Origin of the sequence: Pseudothermotoga thermarum DSM 5069, assembly GCF_000217815.1 — a bacterium.
GTDB lineage: Bacteria > Thermotogota > Thermotogae > Thermotogales > DSM-5069 > Pseudothermotoga > Pseudothermotoga thermarum.
On sequence record NC_015707.1, the window covers coordinates 286,055 to 310,102 of the forward strand.

Genomic DNA, 24,048 nt, shown 5'->3' on the forward strand with positions numbered 1-24,048 from the left:
GATTTTGTTTTTCCTGTCAATTTTGTTATCATATTTTTTAAAGGGAGGGTGAAGGGTGGATAACAAAGTGCTTTCTTTCTTCAGTTCAAAGAAGTTTCCGGAGGAAACCGCTTACTATTATTTGTTAATCTTGTTTGTAATCTCCAATTTTTTGGCATTAATTGCGTCGATAATTAAAGTAGCGGCATATTTTTCAACTGGAGCTTCCCATTTTCTTGGTTTTTCCCAAGGCTTGGGCTTGGCTTCAGCTGGAGGTTTGTTGATCATTTTAGCTAGAATAAGGGCAATTGTTAGAAATCTTTTCTCGAGCATTTCTAAGCGTTATCCTGAGTACGCGTCGGTTTTTTTGAAATTCGACGAGGTGATGGTTAACGTTGGTATATCAATAACCGCGGCTGGTTTGATTTTGAACCTGTTCTTGCCGTTTGGATTTTTGGCGGTACTTTTGGGAATAACCTTTTGTTTTCATTTCCTAGTTAAGGCTTTAAAGGATCACGAGCAAAACGAAATGAAAGTTGTTTTAAAAATTACTGGCTCAGACAAGTTATCAAGCTTTTTCTCAAATGTAGTTGTTGATAAAAACACGTTTGTACTCATGTTTATAACGTTGTGTGGATATTTGCTGTTGCATCCTGAATATTTCCAATCCATAAAGGATTATTATGAACACAGAGGAACTATTCTTACAAAGGAGGAGAAAGCATGAATTATCGCTTTGTAACAAGAGGCTTTGACAGTTCTCCGGCTATAGAACATTACCTTGAAAAGCGGTTGGAAAAAGTTGATAGAGTGCTTACAGACGAGGAAGTGATCTCGGCGGAAATAAAAGCCGAAAAGGATGCCGTGAATTACGTTTTGAAAGCAAATCTCAACTTGAAAGGAAATACGATAATAGTTCAAGAGAAGGATCCAGATATTTACGCAGCGATAGATAGATTGTGTGATGCTCTTGAAAAAAGAGTAAAGAAGCTTAAATCATCGATGAGAGATCGAGGTCGAACAACATCACAACGAGAGGTTGTTTCACAGCATTCTGAGGATATCTTGGAGGTTGAAAGCGAGGAAAGTTTGGAAATTGCTGAAACTAAAAGGATTCCATTGAACATAATGTCTTTGGAGGAAGCTTTGCTACAGTTTAAAACCATGAATCGGCAATTTTTTGTTTTCAGAAATTCTGAAACAAATGAGCTTAACCTTCTCTATTTGAAAAAAGACGGAAAGGTCGGTTTGATAGAATTTGTAGACTGAGGTTGAAACACTGTGGCCGTTCAGCTGATAGTAAATGTATTTGAAGACAAGGTAAACGGAGCCATTCTTGAAGAAGGCGTTTTACAGGAGTTGTTCATAGAAGAACTTCAATCGATCTCGGGAAACTTGTACGTTGGAAAAGTTGAAAAAATAGTTCCAGGGCTTAATGCTGCTTTTGTAAACATTGGTGAAAGCAAAAACGCTTTTTTGAAACTGCTCGATCCTTCGAAGTTTTACATATCCGAAGTTTTAAACGGTAACACCATCAAAGAGGGTAGCAAAATATTGGTTCAAATTAGAAACGAAAACGTTGGAACCAAAGGTCCTCTTGTAACCACCAAAATATCTCTGGTGGGACGTTTTGTTGTTTACTTCCCTTTGTCAAGGATTAGAGGAATATCCAAGAAAATTTCCGATAGTGTAGAAAGAGAAAGGTTGAAGAAAATCTTTGAAAATCTTGGAAAAACCGAAGGAGTGATAATTCGAACAGCTTCAGAGTACGTAAACGACGAATTGATATTGGAAGAGCTTTCTCAGCTAAGGCAAAAATGGCAGGAAGTTTTGGCTTCGTTTAAAAGAGCAAAAAAACCAAAGCTTTTGATGGCAGAACCAACAGCCGCTGATTTCATAATAAGGGAGAGATTGAACAAAACAATAGACGAGATAATAGTTAACTCCCAAGACATGTACGAAAAGTTCAAGCAAGCATGCAAGGATCTGGCTAAAAAGCCTTTGATTCGACTTGTTGAAGGAGACGTTTTTGAAAAGTTTGGTATCTACAACCACATAAACCAAGCGTTGGAAAGGAAAATCTTTCTTCCAAGCGGAGGTTATGTTGCAATAGACATAACAGAAGCATTGACTGTATTCGATGTAAATTCCGCAAGTTTTGTTGGTGAGAAAAATCATGCAGAACTTGCGCATCGAATAAACATCGAAGCAGCAAGAGAAATAGCACGTCAATTAAGGCTTAGAAATATCGGTGGGATGATCATAGTGGATTTCATCGATGTTCCATCTAAGGAATACAGAGATAAATTGGTTAAGGAGCTACAAGAAGCTGTGAAAAAAGATTCTGCAAGGGTTGAATTGATAGGCTTTACGAAGCTGGGACTTTTTGAAATGACTAGGAAAAGGAAACAAATACCTTTGGATCAAGTTTTTTTCTCAACGTGTCCAATCTGCAAAGGTAGCGGTAAAGTAACTTCCCCAAATATCGTGATCAAAAGACTTTTGGATGAGTTAATTTCTCTATCGAAGGAAGATTTTTCAAAGATAAAGGTATCACTCCATCAAAGGTTTTCAGGTTATCATGAAACCATCAAACAAAAGCTTCCGAATGAACTGAAAAACAAAGTCGTTTTTAGCTTTGATCATTCAAATCCAAATGAGTATTTGATAACACTTGTTAAGAAAGGCTGATCAGCTGTTTTTTGATCTAGCTGAGATAACCTGCGCCAGCCATACACCCTGTGCCTGTAGCTTTGAAAGCACAGATTCCATGGCTGAGAATCTATTCCAAAGCATTTGCTCCTTTTTTTGAAGTCTTTCTATCCAGTTTTCAATTTGCTTAGCCAACGCACGCTTTTCTCTGTTTATGCTACCACTTGTTCCTGCAACGCGATCTATCATTCCAGCCGTCCTTGTAACTTCTCTGATGTAAGAAAGCAATTTTTGTGCAAAACCGTTGTTTGGTTCCCCGAAAAATTGCCAAACTTTGTATGGATCTTCGGCTACTTTAGCCATGAGTTTGTCTTCATCCAAAACTATTTTGCCAATTTTTATATTCTGATAATCGAATCTTCCTGTAGATATGCCTAGCTCGGCCAAAAGCTTGATGTCGCCTTCCACTTTTGTATATATGAAAGCCCTGATGTTTTCAAAGATGCGTCTTACCAGGGGATCGTTTTTCAAAAGTCCTTGTAACTTTTCTTCCTCGGTCATCTCTTCTTCGCTTTTTCCTTTGACCTCATTTTCCGTCAACTTTGTGTAAAGATAATTCATCACTTCGTTCCACTTTTCAACGAATTCCTTTATTTTTTCTCTCATTCCGTTGATGTCAGTGCTGACTGTGAATTTTTGAACCTCGTTGGATGTTTCCGCGACACTTATGGTAATTCCTTCATACGAAAAATCGTTTGAATCTGAGTACAAATCTTGCCAATTTATACCATCGCGACTGATTTGAATTTGTGCGACATTTCCTACGCTGAAAACAGCGTTGTCAAGTCCAAGAAGCTGGGAAAGATTCGTTCCATTGTCGTCAATTGAAATCGTTGTTGCACCTGTTTTTGTCGAAACGAACACCAATTTATCTTTACTTGCATCGTAAGTCACTGAAACACCGGCATTGCTGTTGTTTATGGTGCTTATCAGCTGACTTAAAGTCATGTTGGTTGTAAAGGAAATTTTCACACCGTTTATAACAAGCTCTCCACTTTCAACCGATATGCTCCTGTAAGACGCTATTTGAGAAATTGTTCGATGCAGTGAGATTGCTCCAACGTGGACGGTACTTTCCATGATGTAGTTGTTTTCAACTTGAACGACTGGGGCGTTTTCGAGGTTGAAAACTTTCAAGAAATTTCCGCTGTTCTGTCTTATGGCAAAGGCTTCATCACTTATGATTTTCAGCTTTCCTTCCTGAAAAACAACATTTCCCTTCCCAAAGATTTCCTCAAATTTGCTTAAGATGTCCGTTATGGTATCAGAGGTTTTTACCTCGACAGTATAGTTTCTCGAGCCTTTTTGAACAGTTAATGAAGAATCCAATGGTGTATATCTGTAATTCAATGTTCCAAAAGTTGTAGAAAGATCTATTTCATCAGGCCCAATAGTTCTGCCACTTATAAGGCTGCTTCTTGTGGCAGTTGATAAAACCTTTACATAATAAGTTCCATTCAAAGCCACGGAACTGGCTCGAATCGTCAAAATTTTTGAGTTAGTTTCAACATTCTTTGCCAAAAGAGTTGATTGGAGTCTAAAGGTGGAAAGAAAGTCAATGAAACCTTGCAGCTTTTCTCGAACTTGTTGGTAAGCCTTTTGCTTCAACTCCAACTTTTTATATTTATCTGTCAACCTTATTACAGGTTGGGATTCTATTTCCATAAGCTTTTCAACGATGCTTGCCGTATCCAATCCAGAAACAACTCCGGAGAATTGAATTTTGCTTTGGTTTTGGTATCTGTAATTTATGATGTTCGCAATGTTCGAAATATCCAAGTTTTTCACACCCTTTCATCAAACAGCATGCCGATCAACTCTTGAAGGTTTTTGGCTATTCTGATGGCAACTTCTGTTGGTATTTGCCTTATGATTTCGCCAGTTTCCTTGTCCTTAATTTTCACAATTATAATGTTTAACTCCTGGTCGTATATGAATTGCGCTTCTCCTCTGAAAATTATCTTGATTTTCTCCAACTTTTTTTCTATTTCCTTTATCAAATTTTCAGCATCAAGATTTCCTGGTTGTTTTTCCTGTTCTAAACGTTGTTCGTTCAGATGTTGTTGAACTTTGACAACATTTGCTTTTGTAATGTTATTTTGTTGGATTTGCTCTGAAACATTAGCAATCTTGTTTATACCCCCGGTTGGTTCTATCCTCATACCATTTCACTCCACCTTCAATAATCTTCCTCATTATTATTAATCGTCAACGCTGAACTTTCCTTTAGCACGATTTTGTGGTAGTATATTTGTGTATGATGATTAGAGTACTTGTTGGCATGTTGATTGTTTGCTGCATAGTTGTTTTTGGTTCAGTTGGGTTGAAGATAAACCTTTCTGGCTCTGTTGAAACAAAAAAGCTGGTTGAAGATATCAGCCGTTCCATCGTTTCTTTGTTACCTAAAGAAGTTTATGCCGAAATAAAAGTCAACGATGAGGTTGTTTTTTCAAATTGGCTGGATGAACAGCCAGAAGTAATTTACCAGCAAAGTCTAATGGCAACTTACGATGGCTCCAAAGATGTTTATGAAGTCAGCTGGTTTGACGAAAATGGCCAAAGGCTTTACAGTTGCGTCTACACTCCGAGGGGGGAAAGGCCTTACTTTGAATTTGTTCGAGAGTGCGTTCATTTACCTTTGGAAAGAGCTTCCTTTTGGTTGTTAAAAAACGATAGATTTGACGAATACTTAACGCTTACTTATCACCCAGCGATTGATGAGTATGGAACTTTTAGCCCTGATGGTAAGTACTTTGCATTCATAACCGACAGACGTGCGGGAAACCGGGATATTGCCCTTTTCGACCTGCAAGAAGGAACTTTGACTATTTTACCAATATCTGGAAGTAGTGAGTATTTCCCAAGATTTTCACCGGATGGCAAAAGGATAGCCTTTCAAGGATCACTCCATGGGTTTTGGAACATCTATGTTATGCCTTTACAAGATTATTCAAGGAATATCGTTCTTCTTTCTGCCGGAAATTCTCCTGCTTATTGCCCAAATTGGTTTTCAAACGATGTGGTGATCTACGTACAAGACACCGAGCAAGGAAACGCTTTGTTCACTGCAACTCTGGGTCGAAGAAGAACTCGCATAAATTTGCCGGAACCTTTTGACATGGTCTTTTCCCCCGTAGTTCACGATGGGATCATTTACTTTGTTGGACTTAGGAACTCAAATTTTGGGATATACGCTTTAACGAAGGATGGAAAAATTGTTGAAGTGGAAAACACGCAGTTTAACGAGCATGATCCAGCCATTTCCCCAGATGGAAGGTATCTTGCGTATGCTTCGAATGTAACTGGTTACTACACGATTTGGGTTAAAGATCTTGTGACGGAAGAAAAATGGTGCGTCACGGAGAACATACCCCATGACGCTTTTTATCCCGTCTTTTCGCCAGACGGAAAATACATAGCTTTCAGTGTTTACGAAGGGAGATACGAACCTGATATATGGTTTGTGAGGTTTAAGCCTTCGAGGTCAGATTAACAAGTTCAATTTGTTCTTGTGTGCTTAGAATTTCCTTTGCATTCAGAATGATCAAAAGTTCTTCCCCTAGCTTCGCAATGCCGAGTACAAGGTTGCTTTTGGTACCGCTTATGTCGGCAGGTGGTTGTTCTATCTGTTGGTCTGTCAAAGTCAAAACTTCATGAACCTGATCGACCAAAAGCCCTACGCGTCTGTCATCGAGGTTTACGACGATTATTTTTGCAGAGGGTTTTCTTTCCACGTCCTTCATCTTGAATTTCTTTTTCAAATTTATCACCGGTATCACGTTTCCCCTAAGGTTCATGACTCCTTCCACGTATTCACGTGATTCCGGTATCTTGACTATCTTACCAACTTCCACTATGCTGTCTATAACCATGATGTCAAGTGCAAACTTTTCTTCCCCCAACAGAAAGCTAACTACTTTCAACTCCATCGGCATCACCTCTCTGGTCGATTTTTATTCGATTATCATCAAAGTTTGCTGAGTTTCAACGGTGTCGCCCTCTTTGACCAATATTTTTGCAACAACACCTTCGTACTCTGAAACTATGTCATTTTCCATTTTCATAGCTTCAAGTACTGCTAACTTTTGTCCACGGCTTACCTTTTGCCCCTCACTTACGGTAACTTTTAGGATGATACCAGCCATGGGAGATTTAACTTCGTGTGCTGTTTTTGAAACAGCCGAGGAAGTTTGCGGCTTGCTGGATTGAACTTGCTGAGAAACAACCGGTTTTTCCAGCTGTTTTTCAACAACTTGATTTTGAGAAGTTGTTGTTTGTGAAACAACTTTGGGTTGAACAACCTCTTGTACAACTTGGGCAACTGTACTTTGCCCAAGTTCTTCCACCTCGACGATGTATTCTTTACCGTTAACTACCACCCTGAACTTGCGCGCCATTTTCTTACCCCTTTCCAACCGCTTTTTCTCCAACTAATAAATCTTTCTTCAAATGAATAAATTCTTGTCTTTCCTTCTAATTGTGAAGTTAAAGTGATTGGTTTTGAAAGTACTTCGCTCAAAGCTGCAGCTATTGCAACCACTTCGGCTTCATCGTCAGATTGTTGTTTTTTTTCCTCAACTTTTTCTTCAACCTTTTGCGCAGCTTGGATTTTTTTCTTTGGCTTTCCTTTTGCCAAAAGTTCCATGATTTTGAACACGACAAACAAAATTGCAAAACCAAAGAAGACAACTATCACACCAATTACCATATATGAAATTGGTGACATAGATTCACCTCACAGCGGTATGTTACCATGCTTTTTCTTTGGAAGCGAGCTAACTTTTGTCGAGCAAATGTCCAAGGTCTTTATCAACCATTCTCTAGTTTTTGCAGGTTCAATCACCGCATCGATGTATCCTCTCGAAGCGGCAACGTATGGATTTGCAAACGCTTCGCGATATTTTGCGACCAGCTCTTTTCTTTTTTCTTCTGGATTTGGCGCAGATTCGATTTCTCTTCTGAAAATTATGTTTGCAGCTCCTTCTGGTCCCATGACGGCTATTTCTGCTGTTGGCCACGCGGCAACAAAATCTGCTCCGAGGTGCTTGCTACCCATCGCTATGTAAGCTCCACCGTATGCTTTTCTGAGTATAACAGTTATCTTAGGCACCGTTGCCTCGCTGTATGCGTAAAGCAGTTTTGCACCGTGTCTGATTATTCCACCGTGCTCTTGTTGTACTCCCGGCAAATAACCTGGTGTATCTACGAAGGTGATTATTGGAATGTTGAAACAGTCAAGAAATCTTATGAACCTAGCCGCTTTGTCTGAAGAATCTATGTCCAACGAACCGGCTAAAACGCAAGGTTGGTTTGCAATTATACCAACGCTTCTTCCAGCGATCCTTGCAAATCCAACAACTATGTTTCTTGCAAAATGTTCATGAACTTCGAAGAAGGTTCCTTCGTCAACGATCAAATTTATAACATCTTTGACGTTGTAAGCCTTTGTGGGTTCGACTGGGACAATGTTGTTTATCGTCTCTGGAACCTCGTACGAATAATTCCCCGGAATGTATTCGGGTTCTTCTAAATTGTTTTGAGGTATGTAAGACAAAAGCTTTTTGATTATGAAGGCGGCTTCATACTCATCCTTGGCTAAAAAATGAGCATTGCCACTTTTTGCGTTGTGTACATAAGCTCCTCCAAGTTCTTCTTGAGATATTTCCTCTCCTGTGACTGCCTTTATGACCTCCGGACCTGTTATGAACATTTTTGCAGTTTTGTCTACCATGACAACGAAATCAGTGATTGCGGGAGAATAAACCGCTCCTCCAGCGCAAGGACCTGCGATGAGAGTTATTTGCGGTATCAAACCGGAAGCCAAAGTGTTTCTGTAGAAAATACCGCCGTAACCGAACAGGGAATCAACGCCTTCTTGAATCCTTGCTCCACCTGAGTCGTTTATACCTATCAAAGGTATTCCAAGTTCCATGGCTAAGTCCATGATTTTCATTATCTTTTTTGCATGCATTTCACCGAGTGATCCGCCTTTGACTGTAAAATCTTGTGAGAATATAGCAACAGGTCGTGAATTTATTTTTCCAATTCCAGTGACAACACCATCGGCGGGAAGGTCTTCTTTGTCCAATCCAAACATAGTACCACGGTGTTTTACAAATTTGTCTATCTCAACGAAAGAACCAGGATCAACAAGAAGGTTGATTCTCTCTCGAGCAGTTAGTTTGCCTTGTTCATGTTGTTTTTGTATCTTGTCCAAGCCCCCACCAGCTTCGATTTTGGCTTCTAATTCTCTCAGCTTTTTTATCAGTTCTTCCATGGTTAAAACCCCTTTCCTCAGTGATGACCTTCAACAAGTTCAACCAAAACTCCGCCGGTGGTTTTAGGATGAAGGAACAAAACTTTTGTTCCACCGGCACCGGGCTTTGGAGAATCTGAAAGCGGTTGAAAACCAAATTGCTTTGCAAGTTCAACTGCTTCATCGATTCCAACAACGTTGAAAGCTATGTGGTGAATTCCTTCGCCTTTGTTCTGCAAAAATTTGGCTATTTCAGATTGATCATTCATCGGTTCAAGAAGCTCTACTTTGCTTTCACCAACATGTATCATGTAAACCCTTATACCTCTTTCCGGCAATTCTTCCACCTTGATGTCCTTTAACCCAAGAAAATCTCTATACAACGAAAGTTTTGAACTGGCATCCTTGACGGCTATTCCAACGTGATCAATCTTTTTTGTAAACATCGCTTTCCCCCTCTCAAAATTGTAACGGGGCTTAAAAAGCCCCTTACGCAGCCTCTTCTTTCTTTGATTCGTTCTTTTTGGACTCGTTTCTGCTGTCTGTTATGTAAAATCCGCTTCCTTTGAATATCACGCCAACTCTTGAAATAGTCCTTCTCATAGTTTTACCGCAAGAATCGCAGGTAACAGTTGGAGCCTCAGAGATGCCATGAAAAACGCTTTTTTGATATCCACAGCTGTCACAAGTATACCTGTAGAATGGCATCATCTCACCTCCTGCGTTCCTTAGTGTGTTTCTACAAATATATTAACAACTTTAGGTTGCTGGAATGTTAATGATAATCAAAAAGCTCGTTTGATAATTTCCAACAAATCCTCTTCAGAAAGCCTTTTAGGACTTTTTACAACAACACCCTTCATCGTCCTGTAAGAAGTCTTGGCTATCTGCGGAAGTTCTTCTTCCTTAAATCCAAGCGTTGAGAGCTTTGGATTCAAGTTGAACATATCTTGGAACATGTAAAGTTTTTCTATGAAAGTTTTTGCTGCCTTTTTCGTGTCCACAACATCGACGTTGAAAACGGCTTTTGCAAGATAAGCAAGTCTTTCACAGGTTTCTTCGAACATGTATTCCAAAAGGTATGGACCAGTTATGCAAAGTCCAAGGCCGTGCGCAAGCTCTGGGTGAAAGCCGCTTAAACCGTGTTCTATGGCATGGTTGGCGATGACTCCCGTTAAGGTTTCAGTTATCCCGGCCTCCGTGCTAGCCCAAGCAAGGTTTGTTCTAGCCTCAAGGTTTTTCCCGTCTTTGTAAGCAACGGGAAGATAAGTGACTATTCTTCTCATGGAATCAACGGCCAAAAGATCAGAATACGGATTTGCATCGATGTTCAAAAAAGCTTCAAGCGAATGGTAAAATGCGTCCATGGAAGTATAGGCAGTTTGATCGGAGGGCAAAGTTACCATAACCTCCGGATCAACTATTGAAATTTTTGGAAAGATCACATCATATCCTATACCAACTTTTTCATTCGTTTCAGGGTTTGTTATAACGGCAAATGGATCAGCCTCGGTGCCTGTACCGTGTGTTGTTGGAATTGCAACTACAGGCAAGGCTTTGTCGGGTTTCTTTCCGCCTCCAACTGGTACGTAGTCCCAAAACTTTCCGCCCATGGCTGCGGTTATGGCTATGGCTTTTGCCGAATCGATGGGGCTGCCTCCGCCCAGTCCGATCACAAAGTCAACATTTTCACTCCTTGCTATCTTTGCTGCTTCATCCACGTGATCACTTATGGGATTGGGTTGGATTTTATCGTAAACTACAGCCTCGATTTCTGCCTTTTTCAAAAGGCTTATCACTCTATCAAGCAGTCCTGTTTGCTTTGTGCTTTTTCTGCCCGTGACTATCATTGCTTTCTTTCCAAGGTTTGAAACAAGTTCTGGAAGCTTTTCCAGTGAACCTACACCAAAGATAATCCTTGTTGGAAGATAAACGCTGAACATTTCGTCCACCTCCTTACAGCAGTATTTCACCCTTTTCGATGTAGATTTTAGCCAAGAGTAACATCTGTCCCCAACCGTATGCACATCCATAAGCGATTTGAAGTTCATCTTGGTTTTTGATTATAAGTCTATCTTCCACCCTTAGCCAAGTCCCATTCTCGCCATCTGGTTGAAAAACCATTTTCACCTGCGATCTAAAACCATCTTCGTATTCGTACCACCAAAACTCCCAAAGCTTTTTATCGATTATCAAAATTGTTATACCTTTATCTTCGACGATTTCTCCGTTGGTCAACCTCTTCCACCTAAAGTAAATCTGTCCCCCGTTTTTCAATTCCACTTTCATTCCGTCGGTGAACCACGGATCCCAACCATTTGGGTTAACAAAAGTTTTCCAAACTTTTTCCAAAGGAGCTTTGAAATATTCCACAAAAGTCATCTTGGGTATTTCTAGCAAGCTTTCGTCTTCCTTTCAATTTCTGTACATTACAAATGCACTGAGAGGTGTCAATAAGATTGTTCCTTGAACTTTATAAAGTACTTCTGCTCCGGCTTTGTAACCGTCGACGACTACATTCCATTCCCCTTCGGGGAGTTCAAAGGTTGTTTCTGTGACGTTTCCGTTGTAGATGACCAAAATATCCTTCCATTCATCACCGTTTGCATGGTCTTTTATCAAGAAAGCAACGACTTTTCTTGGTGCTTCAAGAAATTCTAGGTGTTTTTTAATCTGCTCAGCCGTTCTCATTCTGAAAGCAGGGTGAGTTTTTCGAAGTTCTATAAGCCCTTTGTGGTACTCAAAGACATCGATGAACTGAGATTTTCTGGCGTAATCCAAAGCGTTCAGCGACAAAGGTGCGTTGTAAGAATTTCCGTTGAAGTTCTTAGTTCTGCAGAAATCTTGTCCGGCGTGTAAGAAAGGAACACCTTGAGAGGTCAAAATTATGGCAGCTGCGAGTTTTTGAGCGTTTTTCAGTTCTTCTTCAGTCCAACTTCTAGTTTTGTCCAGTTGAGCTGCCAGAACATTTTTGTCCCAGAAAGTATGATTGTCGTGGCATTCAACGTAGTTTATAGTTTGTTCTGGGCTAAACGCAAAGTCTACTATCAACTTTCCATCGTAGTTTATGCTTCCAACAACACCTCGTTTTATTCTGTTTTCTCTGCCAACAGCACTCATTGCAAAGCCTTTTACGGAAACATCGAACACAGAACCTCTTATGGCATCCCTTATTCCGTCGTTGAAAACAGCTATCCTAGCGTCCATAAGGTTGTGTTTTCCAAACCTTGGACTTACGCCAAGACCTCCCCAAGGTTCTCCGTATATTATCACACTTGGGTTGATTTCTCTAAGTTTTTGCTCAACTAGCAGCATCGTTTCCCTGTCGATCAAACCCATCTGATCAAATCTGAATCCGTCCACGTGGTATTCTTTGACCCACCAAGTTACTGCATCCAATATGAGTCTTCTCATCATCAACCTTTCGCTTGCCGTCGTATTCCCGCATCCACTTTCGTTCATATGCTGTCCCATTCTGTCTATTCGATAGTAATAATAAGGCACAGCTTGATCAAGCGGTGAAAGTTCCCCAACGCCGTATGTGTGTGGGAAAACAACATCGAGAATAACTCCTATGTTGTTATCGTGTAGAACTTTTATCATTTGCTTTACCTCACGTATCCTTGCGTATGGATCAGCTGGGTTAAGGCTGTACATTCCCTCAGGTGTCATGTAAAGGTAAGGATCGTATCCCCAGTTGTAATGTTTTTCGAAATCTCTGTTAAACTCATCGCCAGTGTAAAAATCGTTTATCGGAAGTATGTGAACATGTGTCACACCAAGTTCCTTCAAATGTGCAAGTCCTGTTGTTACACCGTTTGGACCGCGAGTTTCTTCTTCCGTCAAACCGAGGTATGAAGCTTTGTTTACCACATTGCTAGTTGGCGAGCCAGTCATATCGGCTATGTGAATTTCGTATATTATGGCATCAACGTAAGATTCGAGTTTTACAAAACTGTCTTTTTCCCAACCATCTGGATTGGTTTTTGAAAAATCGATTATCACACTGTACCTTCCAGCAATCGAAACAGCTTTTGAGTAAGGATCGACGCCTTCGCGAACCTTTCCATAGCTGTGATATCTGTAACGGTAAAAGTATCCATCCAAATTTCCATCAACTTTTGCATACCAAGCACCGTTTTCTATTCTTTTCATTGAAACAACTTTTTCAGGTTGGTTCTCATTCGGTAATCTGTATGGATTGTTTTCATCAGGTTTGTACAAAAGTAGTTCCACACTTTTACTGACCGGTGACCAAACATAGAACTCTGTGTAGTTTGGAGTGTATATGCAACCAAGCGGACCATCGTAGTAAAGTTTATCCAAAACTTCAACAGCGTAAACTCTTGCTTCTTTGAAACCCTCGATTTTCAAAAAGATATCGCGGCAAAGGTCTTCTTCTTTCAAAGGTTCAGCTAATTTTATCTGGAAATACCTTGTTTGATGGATATCTGTTGGATCTGCTTTTTGAACAAGCTTTATTGGGACAGGTTGATCGTCAACCAAAACGACGAATTTTTCTGCTTTTGTGGTGTCAACACTGTGAGTTGAATAGGCTTCAATAAGGTCAAAGTCCTTTAGCTTTGCAAAGAATACCCTTGGAGAAGTATCCGGTCTTTGCCTGTAGATTTCTTCCACCCCCTGCAAAATCCAAACTTCTGCAAATCCGTTTTCTATTTCTATAAAGCGATCTTTTGCGACATCTTTCATGAGCCATTCTCCTAGTCTAACGATTATTCCAACCTTTGTCAAATCCATATCCAGAACAACCGTTGCTTTGACACCAAAATCATCACGTTCGGTGAACTGATAGCTTTTTCCTTCTTGCCCAATTGGTTCGACTGGCCATATCCAGAGGTTCCATCCTTCGTAATCCCCGTCAAACCTGTGGTAGTGAACAACCAAGGTAGTCGAGGCGAACAGCGTTAAAACTGTACAAGTTATGACGATGAGTAAAAGTAGCCTTTTCATCCTATCGCCTCCCAAAAAATTATTGTATCATTTTTTAGCTTTTATCTTCACAATTTTGTCACCGTTTTGATCTGCTTGTGTTGTGATAATAATTAAAAACCATTGAAGGAGGTGAAGTTTGTGGAAGGTACTCTTTGGGCGATTGTTCCGCCTTTGGTGGCGATTGTACTGTGCTTTGTAACTAAAAACGTTTTGCTGTCGCTTTTTGTCGGTATATTCACTGGAGGACTTTTACTCAACTCTTTCAATCCAATAACCGCCGTGGGTTATTCTTTGGAAAAGATTGTCCAGTCCATCGCTGATGAATGGAGCGTAAAACTTTTGCTTTTCAACCTCATGATGGGAGCCGGAATAGCTTTCATATGGAAACTTGGTGGAAGCAAAGCTTTGGCGGATTGGGCGAGAAATAAGATAAAAACACGTCGAGCAGCAGAGGTTTGGGCTTGGTTGCTTGGAATAGTTGTTTTCTTCAACGATTACATAAACGCCGCAATCGTTGGGAATGTCACAAGAGATATATTCGAGGAACACAAGATATCCAAGGAAAAGCTTGCTTATATTTTGGATTCAACGGCAGCGCCAGTTGCAACGTTTTTCATCTCCGATTGGATAGCTTACCAGCTTGCGATGATTCAAAGTGGACTTGAACAAGCAGGTATCAGCGATGTTTCCCCGCTTGTCGCTTTTTTGAAAAGTATTCCATTCAATTTCTACTGTATCTTCACAATTGCTTTTGTAGGTATAATAGCGATCGGTCGATGGGATTTTGGAGCAATGTTGAAAGCAGAATATAGATCACAGAGGTTTGGAAAAACCTCAAGAGATGGGGCTTCACCCATGTTGAATGTGGATTTCGAGCTTGGAAAGCCTAAGGAAACAAAGCCAATGATAAAAACTTTTGTTCTTCCAATACTTGCTCTGATTGTTGTCACCGTTGTTGGTTTTTATTACACCGGTGCCAAAGTTGGAGGAGAAAGTCTTATAGAAATACTAGGGAATTCCGACGCAGCAACGGCGCTACTTTGGGGTGCCTTTGCCATGACGATAACCGGCGTGGCAATAGCTTTGGTTTACAAATTGATGGATTTGGCAGAGACAATGAAAACAATTTTAGAAGGTTTCAAGTTGATGCTTCTTGCCTGCGCGATCTTGGTGCTTGCATGGTCAATCGGGGCAGTTACAAAGGATATGAAACTTGCCGATGCGGTGGTTTCAACGGTTGGTGAGCAAGCTTCCTTTGCGGTTGTGCCAGCGATTATTTTCTTGGTTGGCATGTTTATTTCCTTTGCAACCGGAACAAGCTGGGGAACAATGGCGATATTAACGCCAATAGCAATTCCAATAGCTTACAAAATTACGGGCGATGCTATGCTTTCGGCTTCGGTTATGGCTGGTGTGGTTTTTGCCGGTGCGATTTTTGGTGATCACTGTTCCCCAATTTCTGATACAACCGTTCTTGCTTCGATTTTTGCTGGAAGCGATCACATGGACCATGTGAACACACAATTTCCGTATGCTTTGACCACGGCGTTTGTTGCATTGGTTTTATACTTGGTGTATGGATTTTTCAAAATTTCTCCGTTTGTTCTGCTTCCGGTGGGAATAGTACTGCTTATTCTCATAGCCAGATATTTGCACAAACGAGATCTGAGCAAGTTAAAAAGCATTTTGGAGCGGGCATGAGCCCGCTTCGTTTTATTTGAAAAACTCGATGTTTTTCAAGAAAATTGAAAAGATCTTTGGATCGAAATGTCCCTGATCTTCCTTCATTATTTTCACGGCTTTCTCAAAGCTATAAGCTGGTCGATAGTATCTATCGCAAGTTAACGCATCGAAAACATCTGCAATTGCAACTATTCTTGCCGCTATTGGTATTTGATCTTTCACCATGTTTGATGGATAACCCTTTCCATCCCATCTTTCATGGTGGTACTTGATCACTTCATATGTCGTGAAAATTAACTCTCCTGCAAAGTTTGATCTAACTAAATCTTGAAAAATTTCCGCGCCTAGTGTGGTGTGCTTTTTTATTTCTTCAAATTCTTCTTCAGTTAACTTACCAGATTTTCGAAGAATAGCATCTGGTATCAAAAGCTTGCCTATGTCGTGCAAAAAAGCTGCCAAACCAATTTTTCCAAGCATTTCCCTTGGTAGTAAGCCTTCCTCAACACACAGCTGAGCTAAGATCAGAGAATATTTTCTAACGTTTCTCATGTGGTTAAAAAGCTGTATATCACGGTGTTTGATTATCTTTACCAAAAGATCCAAGTAAAAATTCTGTGGAATTTGGCAAATTTCTTGATGTTCTTTGAGAATTTCTTTCACGTGATCAAAACCGCTTACGACTTCATCCACACTTAAGTTAAGAAAGAATTTTCTATTTTGATCGTTTGTAACAACAACGATGAGTGGATAAATGGAAGAAGGAAAGATATTTTTTAATTTCCCAACAACTTCTTTAAGGTCTTCAACCAACAATCCGTTTTTTGCATCTAAAACAATTGCGCTGTAATTAAGAGCCTCGCGCCGCAGAATACCATATGCTGTTTCTACGTTCGAGACTATCTCGACAGGGCGTCTTTGAGCATTTCAAAATCTAAATCCGTTGAAGCTGTTTTTTCTTTTGTGATAAGCAAAATTTTGCATTGGTTAGGGTAATTGAAATAAAGCTTATCCATCTATGAACCTCTTAATTTTCTAACTAATAAGCTTGCATATAAAAATTGAATTAGCATTAATTTCCCTTTACAAGAATAAGCTTTGATTTAGATCTTTCGGTAGAAAATTTTTATTAAATTTGAAAAATAAAACATTTTGCCAACCCAAAAAAGAGTGCGGATAGGGAAAAGTTAGAAATCAAACATTGATGAGCTTTCTTCTTTTTTTATTTTTTTCTCTTAACATTCTTTTAACAACAAAAACTAAAAGCCACCCTGCGTTTTGGGTGGCAAAGCGTCTTAATAACGGGAAAATCACTTAACCATTTTCAAAGTTATCCAGCTTATCAAAAAGTTGATGACAAAGCCGATGATGGAATACATCTTGTTGTTGAAAAGCAGAGAAAGAATCCCAAAACTAACACCAACAAGGAATGGTACCAAAAGAATGGGTTTTTCGACCTTCTTGTTTTCCATAAGAAGAACAGTTGTGATGGGAACAATCGCTGGTACATAAAGAGAGTAAACGTTCAAAAGAAGCGGAATTATGTTTAACCTTCCAAGTGCTATGAGCAAAGAAAATGTTCCGACAACAGCTATCCAAATCTGTATTGCCTTTGAGTCCTTCTTTTTCAAAATGTCGTTTTGAATTATCGTTGAAGCAGTTAGCAAAGTGGTGTCAGCTGAAGAGATAACTGCCGATAGAAGCCCGAAAGATCCAATCAAAAGTCCTATTTTTCCAAGCTTTTTTTCGATCATTCTCAAAAGTACTGCACCGCTTCCTGGAGCAACCTCCGGTGTCTTTACACCAAGCCAGGTTATGGCGATCGCAATTGGAACAAGACTTATTGCCGACAAAAAGATTGCGTTTTTTGCTTTTTTGGCATCCTTGGCGCACAGAACTCTTGAGAACATATCAGGTCCAACAAAGTAAGCTGCTCCTGTGAGAAAAACGTATTCCAAAAGGTTTCTAACGGTGAACTTGTCGTTCAAAAATTCAAAAGTTGTTTGATGGAAAGATTTGTCGCCAAACCAAGCGAAAAATGGCACAAAAATGCTTCCAAGGAGAATTAAAAACTGCCATTTGTCGGTTGCAAAGACGGAAAGCTGTCCACCTATCATCGTGTAAAAAATCGTGGCGATTGCTCCAACCATTGTAAACAGCCTTGGATCGGTGATCCCAACAAGTGATTGGAAAATAACCCCCATCGCTTTGAACTGCGCAGCCACTATTCCAACCCAGGAAATAACTATGACAAAGGCGGCGGCAAGTGCAATCGATGGATGAGTCAAATTTTGAATAAGCTCGATTATCGTTGTGGCGTTGCTTTGTCTAACTTTTTCTGTTAACAACAAACCTTGGAGCATCAAACCTATTGAACCGACTGCGAGCCACCAAAAGGCAGGCCAACCTGTACTCGCTGCCGAAGAAGGCAAGCCTATAACAACCGATGAACCAATACAAGTGGCAAGAATCGAAAACCAAACCGCTGTTGTGGTTTGCCTTCTTCCAGCCACGGTGAAATCTTCGTAGGTTTTAAGCTGACTTCGTTTTGCAACGGCGATTGAAACGAAAAATATCCAGTAGATGGAAAGAAGAAGTACCGCTGTCAAAGCAATCACCTCTTTGTTGATCCTACAAACTTAGCTTTGAGAAGTTTATACGGGGAAGTTACAGAGTCATGAAGCAAACTGGATTTGATAGAGTTTGTAATAAACCCCTCGTTTGGCAAGAAGTTGGTTGTGACTACCGATCTCTGCGATTTTTCCATCGTGTATTACAACTATCCTGTCGGCATTTCGGACTGTTGACAACCTGTGAGCGATCATTATAACTGTTTTCTCCTTTGCCAACTCTTTAACTGCTTGTTCAATCAAAGACTCTGTTTGAACGTCAATGTTGCTGGTTGCTTCATCCAAAATGAGTATTTTTGCGTCGAATAAAACCGCCCGTGCGAGGGCTATCAACTGCCGTTCACCTGAAGAAAGCGTCGAACCTCTTTCGATTATCTTCGTGTAAAGACCGTCTGGAAGCTTGTTTATTATTTCAAGTGCATGAACTTTTTTCAAAGCTTCGATAACCTGCTTTTCAGAATAAGTTTCATCGAAAAGCCTGATATTGTCAAGAATTGTTCCTGAAAACAGTATGACATCCTGTGGAACCGCTGAAATTTGCTTTCTGATCTTTCTCAGATCGTAATCAAAGAGATTTTTTCCGTCTATCAATATCCTTCCCTTCTGAGGAACGTAGAGACCGTTTATCAAATTCATCAAAGAAGTCTTTCCAGCACCTGTTTCTCCGACGATCGCAGTCAATTCACCTGGTTTGAATGATATGCTTATATCCTTCAAAACCCATCTTTCGTTGTCGTAGCTGAACCAAACGTTTTCAAATTCTACAAATCCTGCTTTTATCGTATCAGTGTCGTTTGGATTACCAAGGTTTTCAACAGGTTCATCCATCATAGTAAAGATCTTCTCGCATGATGCAGCGGTGTTTTGAATTATATCGTACTTTTCCGACAAATCTCCTATAGGTCTCATGAAGGTATCAACATAGGCTATGAAGGCGTAAAGTTCTCCAAACTGTATGGTTCCCCGTATTATGTACCTAGCCCCAAACCATATGATGGTGCTTATAGCAAGGTAGTGAATAAAATCGATCAGTGGTCTGAAAATACCAAAGACGTAAAGTTGCTTCATCATCGATTTGTACAAATCTTTATTTACACCATCGAATTCTTTGGATTTGTAACTTTCGGCTTGAAAGAGTTTTATAACACTCATCCCTGCGATATGCTCGGCAAGGTAAGCGTTGACCCTTGCAAGGTTTGTTCTCACTTCTTTGTAGGCTTTTAAATCAAAATATCTGAACAGAACCATCGATACAACTATCATTGGAAAAATAAAACTGACGTTTGTAAACAACCTTTGACTGAGCCTGTACATGAAGAAAACGGCGCCAGCCAACAAGAACACATCCTTAACCATTGCGGTTATAACCGTCGAAAAGAATTCTTGAACATTCTGGGTGTCGTTCACTATCCTTGTAGTTATCCTTCCGGATGGATTTTTATCGAAAAAGGACATAGGAAGGTTTAAAACAACTTTGTAAAAGTCACTTCTTAGATCGTAGACGATTTTGTTTCCAAGATAAGCCGTGATGTAAGTTGTTGTGTATCCAAGGAGAAATTGCAAACCAAAAATAGCCAAAAGCATCATCGAAATAGTTGTTAATCCGCTCAGTCTTTCAAGTTGGGTTAAATTTGGATTGTTTATGAAAGAGTCTATCGCCTTTCGAATGAGTTGAGGCGGAAGCAAATCAACAATAGCAGAAACAAGAACCAAGATTATGGCTATGACAAAGATCCAAAAATATGGTTTGGCGTATTTCAAAAGGCGTTTTATGTTCCTTCACCCCTTAAAAGTAGTTAGGCTCACGAATTATTGTACTACAACATTTCGAGCATGAAAAATCTATCTTTCATGAACTGATCTTGAAAAAATGTAAGACGTCCAAGGTGAGATAAAAGTTTTTCAAGTTTTAGTTTTTGCTCGGGGCTGAACTCCATGATGATCGTTTTTCCTTTAAGCAACTTTGGTTGGGAAAAAAACGCTTTGTAAAAATCCATACCATCTTCTCCAGCGAACAAAGCTTCGGGAGGTTCCTGAAGAACTTCTCTTTGAAGCTTTGCCTTTGTTTCAACGTAAGGAGGATTTGAGACGATCAATTGGATTTTATCAAGAAGATTTTTCAAAGGTTCTAGAAATGGACCAAATAAAAAGTTGATTTTACAAGAATGCTTTAAAGCGTTTTGACTTGCGATCTGAAGTGCTAAAGAGCTCACATCGGTGGCAAAACATTCGCAGTTGCTGTTTTTGCTTATTGCGATTATTATTGCACCAGAACCTGTTCCTATATCTACAACTGACTTTATTTGCTTTTTCTTTATCACCTCAAGTGCCACTTCTACCAAAACTTCCGTTTCCATCCGTGGTATAAAGACGCCTGGAATTATATCTAACTCCAAACCGTAGAAATAACATCTGCGTGTTATGTATTGAAGAGGAATACCCATGAGTCGAATCGTGGTTAAGTTTAAAGCTTTTTCAACGATCTCTTCGTCTACTTTTTCTTCAAATTTCGCAAGCAGCTTTTCTTTCGATTGATTTATAACGTGGGATAAAAGCAAAAGGGCTTCTGAACCTGGCGATTCAGAAGCCTTTTTCAAAATATCTCGAATTTTAAGGTAAAGATCCCTATAAGTCATAAATCAAAGCGTTTTCTAAGCTCTTCGCTCATTCTATCAGGTGTCCAAGGTGGATCGAAGGTTAGGTTTATTTTCACATCTTTAACGCCTTCTATTTGTCGAACGCGGTCTTCTGCTTGCTCAAGTATCATTCCTGCCAGTGGACAAGCCGGTGAAGTCATCGTCATCGTTATCGAAACATTTCCTTCTTGATCAACTTGCACATCGTAAACGAGGCCAAGACTTACAATGTCAAGACCAAGCTCAAAATCTATAACGTCTTTCAAAGCCTCATAAACTTGTTCTTTGGTTACCAACTTGAACACCTCTTTTCAAAGATTTTCCATAAGGTCGGTCAAAATCTTCACATGTCCCATTTCTTCTTTGACGATGAGATCGATTTTATCTTTTCCAAGCTCACTTGGAACGAATTCCTTTATGCCAAGGTAGAATATTATGGAATCCTTTTCAAGATCTATGGCAATCCTCAAAAGATCTTGAACAGTTTGAACCTTCCTAAGTTTTTCAAGAGGATCGGCTCTTAAATCAAAAACTTTACTGTTTGCTATGGAATGCAAGTAAAGTCTGGCTTCGTTTTGCGGATCGAGAAACTGCGAAATTTGGCTCTCCCTTTTTGCAAGTTCAAGCCGCATTTCGTGAAATCTCTTTTCGTGTTCTTTTTCCATGTCGGCAAGTTTTAAAAGGATTGATTTTTTCGAATAATCATGGAATTTTTCAGCAGCTTTGGAGTAAAATTGAACACCATTCCTTTCAATTTGTTCTGCAATTTCGAAGATTTCGTCTATGTTGAACACCGTTTTTCACTCCCTTCTTGCAAGTTCACGATCCAACATTATGATACCAATTGGTGAATCCTTAACTTTTTTAAGTGTTTCCACAATTTTAAGCGCGTTCGCTTCTTCTTCAACTTGTTCATTCACAAACCATTGCAACAAAACTTGTGCTGGATAATCGTTTTCAGCTTTCGCAAGTTCAACCAGGTTGTTTATACTTTCAGTTACTTTTTGTTCATGTTCGTACACATGTTCAAAAACGTCAAGCGGAGAGTTCCAATTTCTTGAAAGAAGTTGAAGCGGATAGAATTCAACTTTCCCTCCGCGCTCAATTATGTGATTGTAAAACTTCATGGCATGCTCAAATTCTTCTTTTGCCTGGACCTTCATCCAATGAGCCATTCCATCAAGATTCATACTATCAAAATATCCAGCCATCGCTAAATACAAATAAGCAGATTCAAGTTCTTTCTTAATTTGCTCATTGAAAGCTTTTTCAACTTTTAGATTGATCATGTTCATTAACCCCCCTTTTAAACTATGAACCTGGGGAGAACCCCAGGTTCGAATTCTAAAGATATTCTATCAAACTTTTTTGTAAACGAACCACCAATCGAATCCTTCGTACTCTTTTAACCTTTTTTGTGCTTCTTCTTCAGTTGCGGCTGGCGGAATGATTACTTTGTCACCGATCAATTCGTTGTTTGGCCAGTTCGCTGGAATTGCCACCTTGTTGGCATCTGCAACTTGGAAGGCTTTTACGATGCGCAGAATCTCGTCGATGTTTCTTCCAACTTCTTGTGGATAATACAACAAGGCTCTGATGATACCGTTTGGATCAACTATAAAGACGGCTCTTACGGTGTTTGCACCTTTGGCAGGATGGATCAAACCAAGAGTTTCAGAGAGCTTTCCAAGGCTATCTGCTATGACAGGATATTCAATCTGAACCCCTAGTTTCTCCTTGATCCACTCAGTCCATTTGATATGAGAAAAGACTTGATCGATACTTAAGCCGATCAATTCACAGTTGAGTTTCCTAAACTCGTCGTAGCGTTTTTGGAAAGCCACAAATTCAGTTGTACAAACCGGTGTAAAATCGGCTGGATGGCTGAAGAGAACAAACCATTTTCCTTTGTAATGATCTGGAAGTTTAATTTTTCCTTTCGTCGTAACAACTTCTACCTCTGGAAATCTTTCCCCCAAAAGCGGTATACCCATTCTGATCACCTCCAATGTTAAGTATACCACATCAAAATATAGCAATTTGGTATAAAAACCTTTTGTTATTAAATTGAAACATCTAAGTAATCATACTCACCAAATCATCGAAGTAGGTGAAGAAAATAAAAAAACCCGGGCTTGCCGCCCGGGTTTTTCGTTTATGACTTTTTACTCCTCTTTCCACAGATAGTAGTAATCTTCTCCAGACCTCATCGGGTTGTGGAACCAACCTTTAACCCAGGATCTTCTTACACTAAAGCCCATTCCTTCATATAGCGCGATTCCAAGAACATGGTCGATAGCAAATCTTTGGACATCTTCGTAAATCTTTTGCCTGATTTCTGGATCAACTTCGTTTGCAGCTATTTCTATAAGCTCGTCACAGCTTTTTCCACCAAGCTCAGGTGTAGGTGTGGAGACGAATTTCTTAAAGTTTTCACCCTGTGCGTAACCGTATGTTCCAGCCGAGTGATAATAGGTTTGTATGAAGTTGTGTGGGTCAGGATAGTCTGCGTGCCAACCTATTATGAAAGCTGGTAAATAACCGTTTTTGTAGGAAGTCAGGTATGTTGGCCACTGTTCTCCGCGGACTTCGATTTTGAACTTCGGGTTGATCATTTCAACATATGTTTTGATCATTTCAGCGACAGTTCTTCTGACTTCGTTTCCAGTGTTGTACAGTAGCACAAGTTTGAATCCTTTCTTCCAGACCTCGCGGTGCCCATCCAACCGAACATGATCAAAGAAATCATAACCTTATCAAGCCCCATTCCTAAAAAGGCAGTCACAACGATGGCTGCAAGAATGTATGGAATCGATAAAAAGATATCGGTGATTCTCATCAATATCTCATCCAACCATTCACCAAAATAACCTGCGATTGAACCTATTACCAAACCTATAAGAGTTGAGATCAACGTAACAGTTAATCCTACTTTAAAAGCTGTTCGAGTTCCCCAGACAACACCGTAAAATATGTCTCTACCGTCGATAACTCCAAAAGGATGTTCAGGTGAAGGAGGGATAGGGGTTTTATCCCATGTAACGATTGGGATCATATATGGATCGTACGATTGAGGGGGACATATAACTGGTGCAAGAATTGCTATGATGGTAAAGAAAATTAAAAGTGAGAATCCGAGGACCGCGGATGGATTTTTAAGCAAGCGCTTCAAGATTCTTTTTGTCTCAGTTTTCATAATTCA

The 24,048-nt window shown here is 39.8% G+C and carries 26 protein-coding genes; 5 read left to right on the forward strand and 21 right to left on the reverse strand.

All coding sequences use genetic code 11. The features are described from left to right. Positions 1–55 precede the first annotated feature (55 nt). From THETH_RS01425 to THETH_RS01435, 3 genes are read left to right on the forward strand one after another with little or no spacing between them, the layout of a single operon-like run. Positions 56–706 carry a hypothetical protein gene (locus THETH_RS01425; protein ID WP_013931610.1) on the forward strand — a complete coding sequence of 217 codons (651 nt, stop codon included), beginning with the start codon at positions 56–58 and terminating at the stop codon, positions 704–706. Continuing rightward, on the forward strand, positions 703–1,248 hold the full coding sequence (hpf, locus tag THETH_RS01430) for a ribosome hibernation-promoting factor, HPF/YfiA family (protein WP_013931611.1): 546 nt from the start codon (positions 703–705) through the stop codon (positions 1,246–1,248). The genes THETH_RS01425 and hpf overlap by 4 nt, the downstream gene beginning before the upstream one ends. A 12-nt stretch (positions 1,249–1,260) precedes the next feature. Further along, entirely contained in the window at positions 1,261–2,670 is a 1,410-nt protein-coding gene (locus tag THETH_RS01435) for an Rne/Rng family ribonuclease (protein WP_013931612.1), read from the forward strand. On the opposite strand, the gene fliD is transcribed toward THETH_RS01435, so the two are convergent. Beyond that, entirely contained in the window at positions 2,671–4,479 is a 1,809-nt protein-coding gene (fliD, locus tag THETH_RS01440; protein ID WP_013931613.1) for a flagellar filament capping protein FliD, read from the reverse strand. Then, a complete protein-coding gene (locus THETH_RS01445; protein ID WP_013931614.1) occupies positions 4,476–4,853 on the reverse strand; it encodes a flagellar protein FlaG in 378 nt (125 codons plus the stop codon). Before THETH_RS01445 ends, fliD begins: the two co-directional genes overlap by 4 nt. 95 nt (positions 4,854–4,948) lie before the next feature. Here THETH_RS01445 and THETH_RS01450 point away from each other — a divergent pair, with 95 nt between their 5' ends. Next, a complete protein-coding gene (locus tag THETH_RS01450; RefSeq protein ID WP_013931615.1) occupies positions 4,949–6,184 on the forward strand; it encodes a PD40 domain-containing protein in 1,236 nt (411 codons plus the stop codon). Here THETH_RS01450 and THETH_RS01455 read toward each other — a convergent pair. The 9 genes from THETH_RS01455 to pulA all read right to left on the reverse strand — a co-directional run bounded on the left by THETH_RS01455 (position 6,162) and on the right by pulA (position 13,918). Next, a complete protein-coding gene (locus THETH_RS01455) occupies positions 6,162–6,620 on the reverse strand; it encodes a chemotaxis protein CheW (RefSeq protein ID WP_013931616.1) in 459 nt (152 codons plus the stop codon). The two genes, THETH_RS01450 and THETH_RS01455, sit on opposite strands and share 23 nt — an antisense overlap. Positions 6,621–6,644: 24 nt before the next feature. Beyond that, positions 6,645–7,088, reverse strand: coding sequence for a biotin/lipoyl-containing protein (locus tag THETH_RS01460; RefSeq protein ID WP_013931617.1), 444 nt, complete (start codon positions 7,086–7,088; stop codon positions 6,645–6,647). After that, positions 7,064–7,417 carry an OadG family protein gene (locus THETH_RS01465; RefSeq protein ID WP_013931618.1) on the reverse strand — a complete coding sequence of 118 codons (354 nt, stop codon included), beginning with the start codon at positions 7,415–7,417 and terminating at the stop codon, positions 7,064–7,066. The genes THETH_RS01460 and THETH_RS01465 overlap by 25 nt, the downstream gene beginning before the upstream one ends. Before the next feature lie 9 nt (positions 7,418–7,426). Continuing rightward, positions 7,427–8,968, reverse strand: a complete 1,542-nt coding sequence (locus THETH_RS01470) for an acyl-CoA carboxylase subunit beta (protein ID WP_013931619.1) — start codon at positions 8,966–8,968, stop codon at positions 7,427–7,429. A 17-nt stretch (positions 8,969–8,985) separates the two neighbouring features. Next, complete coding sequence (mce, locus tag THETH_RS01475; protein ID WP_013931620.1) at positions 8,986–9,393, reverse strand: methylmalonyl-CoA epimerase; 408 nt, start codon at positions 9,391–9,393, stop codon at positions 8,986–8,988. A 43-nt stretch (positions 9,394–9,436) separates the two neighbouring features. Beyond that, positions 9,437–9,655, reverse strand: coding sequence for an FmdB family zinc ribbon protein (locus THETH_RS01480; protein ID WP_013931621.1), 219 nt, complete (start codon positions 9,653–9,655; stop codon positions 9,437–9,439). 77 nt (positions 9,656–9,732) lie between these two features. Next, on the reverse strand, positions 9,733–10,890 hold the full coding sequence (locus THETH_RS01485) for an iron-containing alcohol dehydrogenase (protein WP_013931622.1): 1,158 nt from the start codon (positions 10,888–10,890) through the stop codon (positions 9,733–9,735). A 13-nt stretch (positions 10,891–10,903) separates the two neighbouring features. Next, positions 10,904–11,347 (reverse strand): SRPBCC family protein, encoded by a 444-nt coding sequence (locus THETH_RS01490; RefSeq protein WP_013931623.1) that lies wholly within the window; start codon positions 11,345–11,347, stop codon positions 10,904–10,906. A gap of 15 nt (positions 11,348–11,362) precedes the next feature. Beyond that, complete coding sequence (pulA, locus tag THETH_RS01495) at positions 11,363–13,918, reverse strand: type I pullulanase (RefSeq protein ID WP_013931624.1); 2,556 nt, start codon at positions 13,916–13,918, stop codon at positions 11,363–11,365. A 120-nt stretch (positions 13,919–14,038) separates the two neighbouring features. On the opposite strand from pulA, the gene THETH_RS01500 reads away from it, so the two are divergent. Then, complete coding sequence (locus tag THETH_RS01500) at positions 14,039–15,601, forward strand: Na+/H+ antiporter NhaC family protein (RefSeq protein WP_013931625.1); 1,563 nt, start codon at positions 14,039–14,041, stop codon at positions 15,599–15,601. A 12-nt stretch (positions 15,602–15,613) separates the two neighbouring features. On the opposite strand, the gene THETH_RS01505 is transcribed toward THETH_RS01500, so the two are convergent. From THETH_RS01505 to THETH_RS01550, 10 genes are all read right to left on the reverse strand, one after another. Beyond that, positions 15,614–16,393 (reverse strand): HD-GYP domain-containing protein, encoded by a 780-nt coding sequence (locus THETH_RS01505; protein ID WP_157723288.1) that lies wholly within the window; start codon positions 16,391–16,393, stop codon positions 15,614–15,616. Between the two features lie 497 nt (positions 16,394–16,890). Continuing rightward, positions 16,891–18,189 (reverse strand): sodium:solute symporter family protein, encoded by a 1,299-nt coding sequence (locus tag THETH_RS01510; protein ID WP_013931626.1) that lies wholly within the window; start codon positions 18,187–18,189, stop codon positions 16,891–16,893. A gap of 66 nt (positions 18,190–18,255) precedes the next feature. Further along, positions 18,256–19,971, reverse strand: a complete 1,716-nt coding sequence (locus THETH_RS01515; RefSeq protein ID WP_245530517.1) for an ABC transporter ATP-binding protein — start codon at positions 19,969–19,971, stop codon at positions 18,256–18,258. A gap of 56 nt (positions 19,972–20,027) precedes the next feature. Further along, positions 20,028–20,846, reverse strand: coding sequence for a peptide chain release factor N(5)-glutamine methyltransferase (prmC, locus tag THETH_RS01520; RefSeq protein ID WP_013931627.1), 819 nt, complete (start codon positions 20,844–20,846; stop codon positions 20,028–20,030). Beyond that, the gene (locus THETH_RS01525) at positions 20,843–21,151 is read right to left on the reverse strand and encodes a metal-sulfur cluster assembly factor (RefSeq protein ID WP_041446346.1); all 309 of its coding nucleotides are present in this window, start codon (positions 21,149–21,151) and stop codon (positions 20,843–20,845) included. The genes prmC and THETH_RS01525 overlap by 4 nt, the downstream gene beginning before the upstream one ends. A 6-nt stretch (positions 21,152–21,157) precedes the next feature. Continuing rightward, on the reverse strand, positions 21,158–21,640 hold the full coding sequence (locus THETH_RS01530; protein WP_013931629.1) for a ferritin family protein: 483 nt from the start codon (positions 21,638–21,640) through the stop codon (positions 21,158–21,160). A gap of 6 nt (positions 21,641–21,646) precedes the next feature. Continuing rightward, a complete protein-coding gene (locus THETH_RS01535; RefSeq protein ID WP_013931630.1) occupies positions 21,647–22,135 on the reverse strand; it encodes a ferritin in 489 nt (162 codons plus the stop codon). A 69-nt stretch (positions 22,136–22,204) separates the two neighbouring features. After that, the gene (locus THETH_RS01540) at positions 22,205–22,840 is read right to left on the reverse strand and encodes a peroxiredoxin (RefSeq protein ID WP_013931631.1); all 636 of its coding nucleotides are present in this window, start codon (positions 22,838–22,840) and stop codon (positions 22,205–22,207) included. Between the two features lie 171 nt (positions 22,841–23,011). Further along, the gene (locus tag THETH_RS01545; protein ID WP_245530519.1) at positions 23,012–23,530 is read right to left on the reverse strand and encodes an ABC transporter substrate-binding protein; all 519 of its coding nucleotides are present in this window, start codon (positions 23,528–23,530) and stop codon (positions 23,012–23,014) included. Then, on the reverse strand, positions 23,479–24,042 hold the full coding sequence (locus THETH_RS01550; protein WP_245530521.1) for an ABC transporter permease: 564 nt from the start codon (positions 24,040–24,042) through the stop codon (positions 23,479–23,481). The genes THETH_RS01545 and THETH_RS01550 overlap by 52 nt, the downstream gene beginning before the upstream one ends. Between the last annotated feature and the right edge of the window lie 6 nt (positions 24,043–24,048).

Coding starts and splice junctions, on each gene's coding strand:
- hpf (WP_013931611.1), top strand. CDS start 703: ATGAATTATCGCTTTGTAACAAGAGGCTTTGACAGTTCTCCGGCTATA.
- THETH_RS01445 (WP_013931614.1), bottom strand. CDS start 4,853: ATGAGGATAGAACCAACCGGGGGTATAAACAAGATTGCTAATGTTTCA.
- THETH_RS01450 (WP_013931615.1), top strand. CDS start 4,949: ATGATGATTAGAGTACTTGTTGGCATGTTGATTGTTTGCTGCATAGTT.
- THETH_RS01455 (WP_013931616.1), bottom strand. CDS start 6,620: ATGGAGTTGAAAGTAGTTAGCTTTCTGTTGGGGGAAGAAAAGTTTGCA.
- THETH_RS01460 (WP_013931617.1), bottom strand. CDS start 7,088: ATGGCGCGCAAGTTCAGGGTGGTAGTTAACGGTAAAGAATACATCGTC.
- THETH_RS01465 (WP_013931618.1), bottom strand. CDS start 7,417: ATGTCACCAATTTCATATATGGTAATTGGTGTGATAGTTGTCTTCTTT.
- THETH_RS01470 (WP_013931619.1), bottom strand. CDS start 8,968: ATGGAAGAACTGATAAAAAAGCTGAGAGAATTAGAAGCCAAAATCGAA.
- mce (WP_013931620.1), bottom strand. CDS start 9,393: ATGTTTACAAAAAAGATTGATCACGTTGGAATAGCCGTCAAGGATGCC.
- THETH_RS01480 (WP_013931621.1), bottom strand. CDS start 9,655: ATGCCATTCTACAGGTATACTTGTGACAGCTGTGGATATCAAAAAAGC.
- THETH_RS01485 (WP_013931622.1), bottom strand. CDS start 10,890: ATGTTCAGCGTTTATCTTCCAACAAGGATTATCTTTGGTGTAGGTTCA.
- pulA (WP_013931624.1), bottom strand. CDS start 13,918: ATGAAAAGGCTACTTTTACTCATCGTCATAACTTGTACAGTTTTAACG.
- prmC (WP_013931627.1), bottom strand. CDS start 20,846: ATGACTTATAGGGATCTTTACCTTAAAATTCGAGATATTTTGAAAAAG.
- THETH_RS01535 (WP_013931630.1), bottom strand. CDS start 22,135: ATGATCAATCTAAAAGTTGAAAAAGCTTTCAATGAGCAAATTAAGAAA.
- THETH_RS01540 (WP_013931631.1), bottom strand. CDS start 22,840: ATGGGTATACCGCTTTTGGGGGAAAGATTTCCAGAGGTAGAAGTTGTT.
- THETH_RS01550 (WP_245530521.1), bottom strand. CDS start 24,042: ATGAAAACTGAGACAAAAAGAATCTTGAAGCGCTTGCTTAAAAATCCA.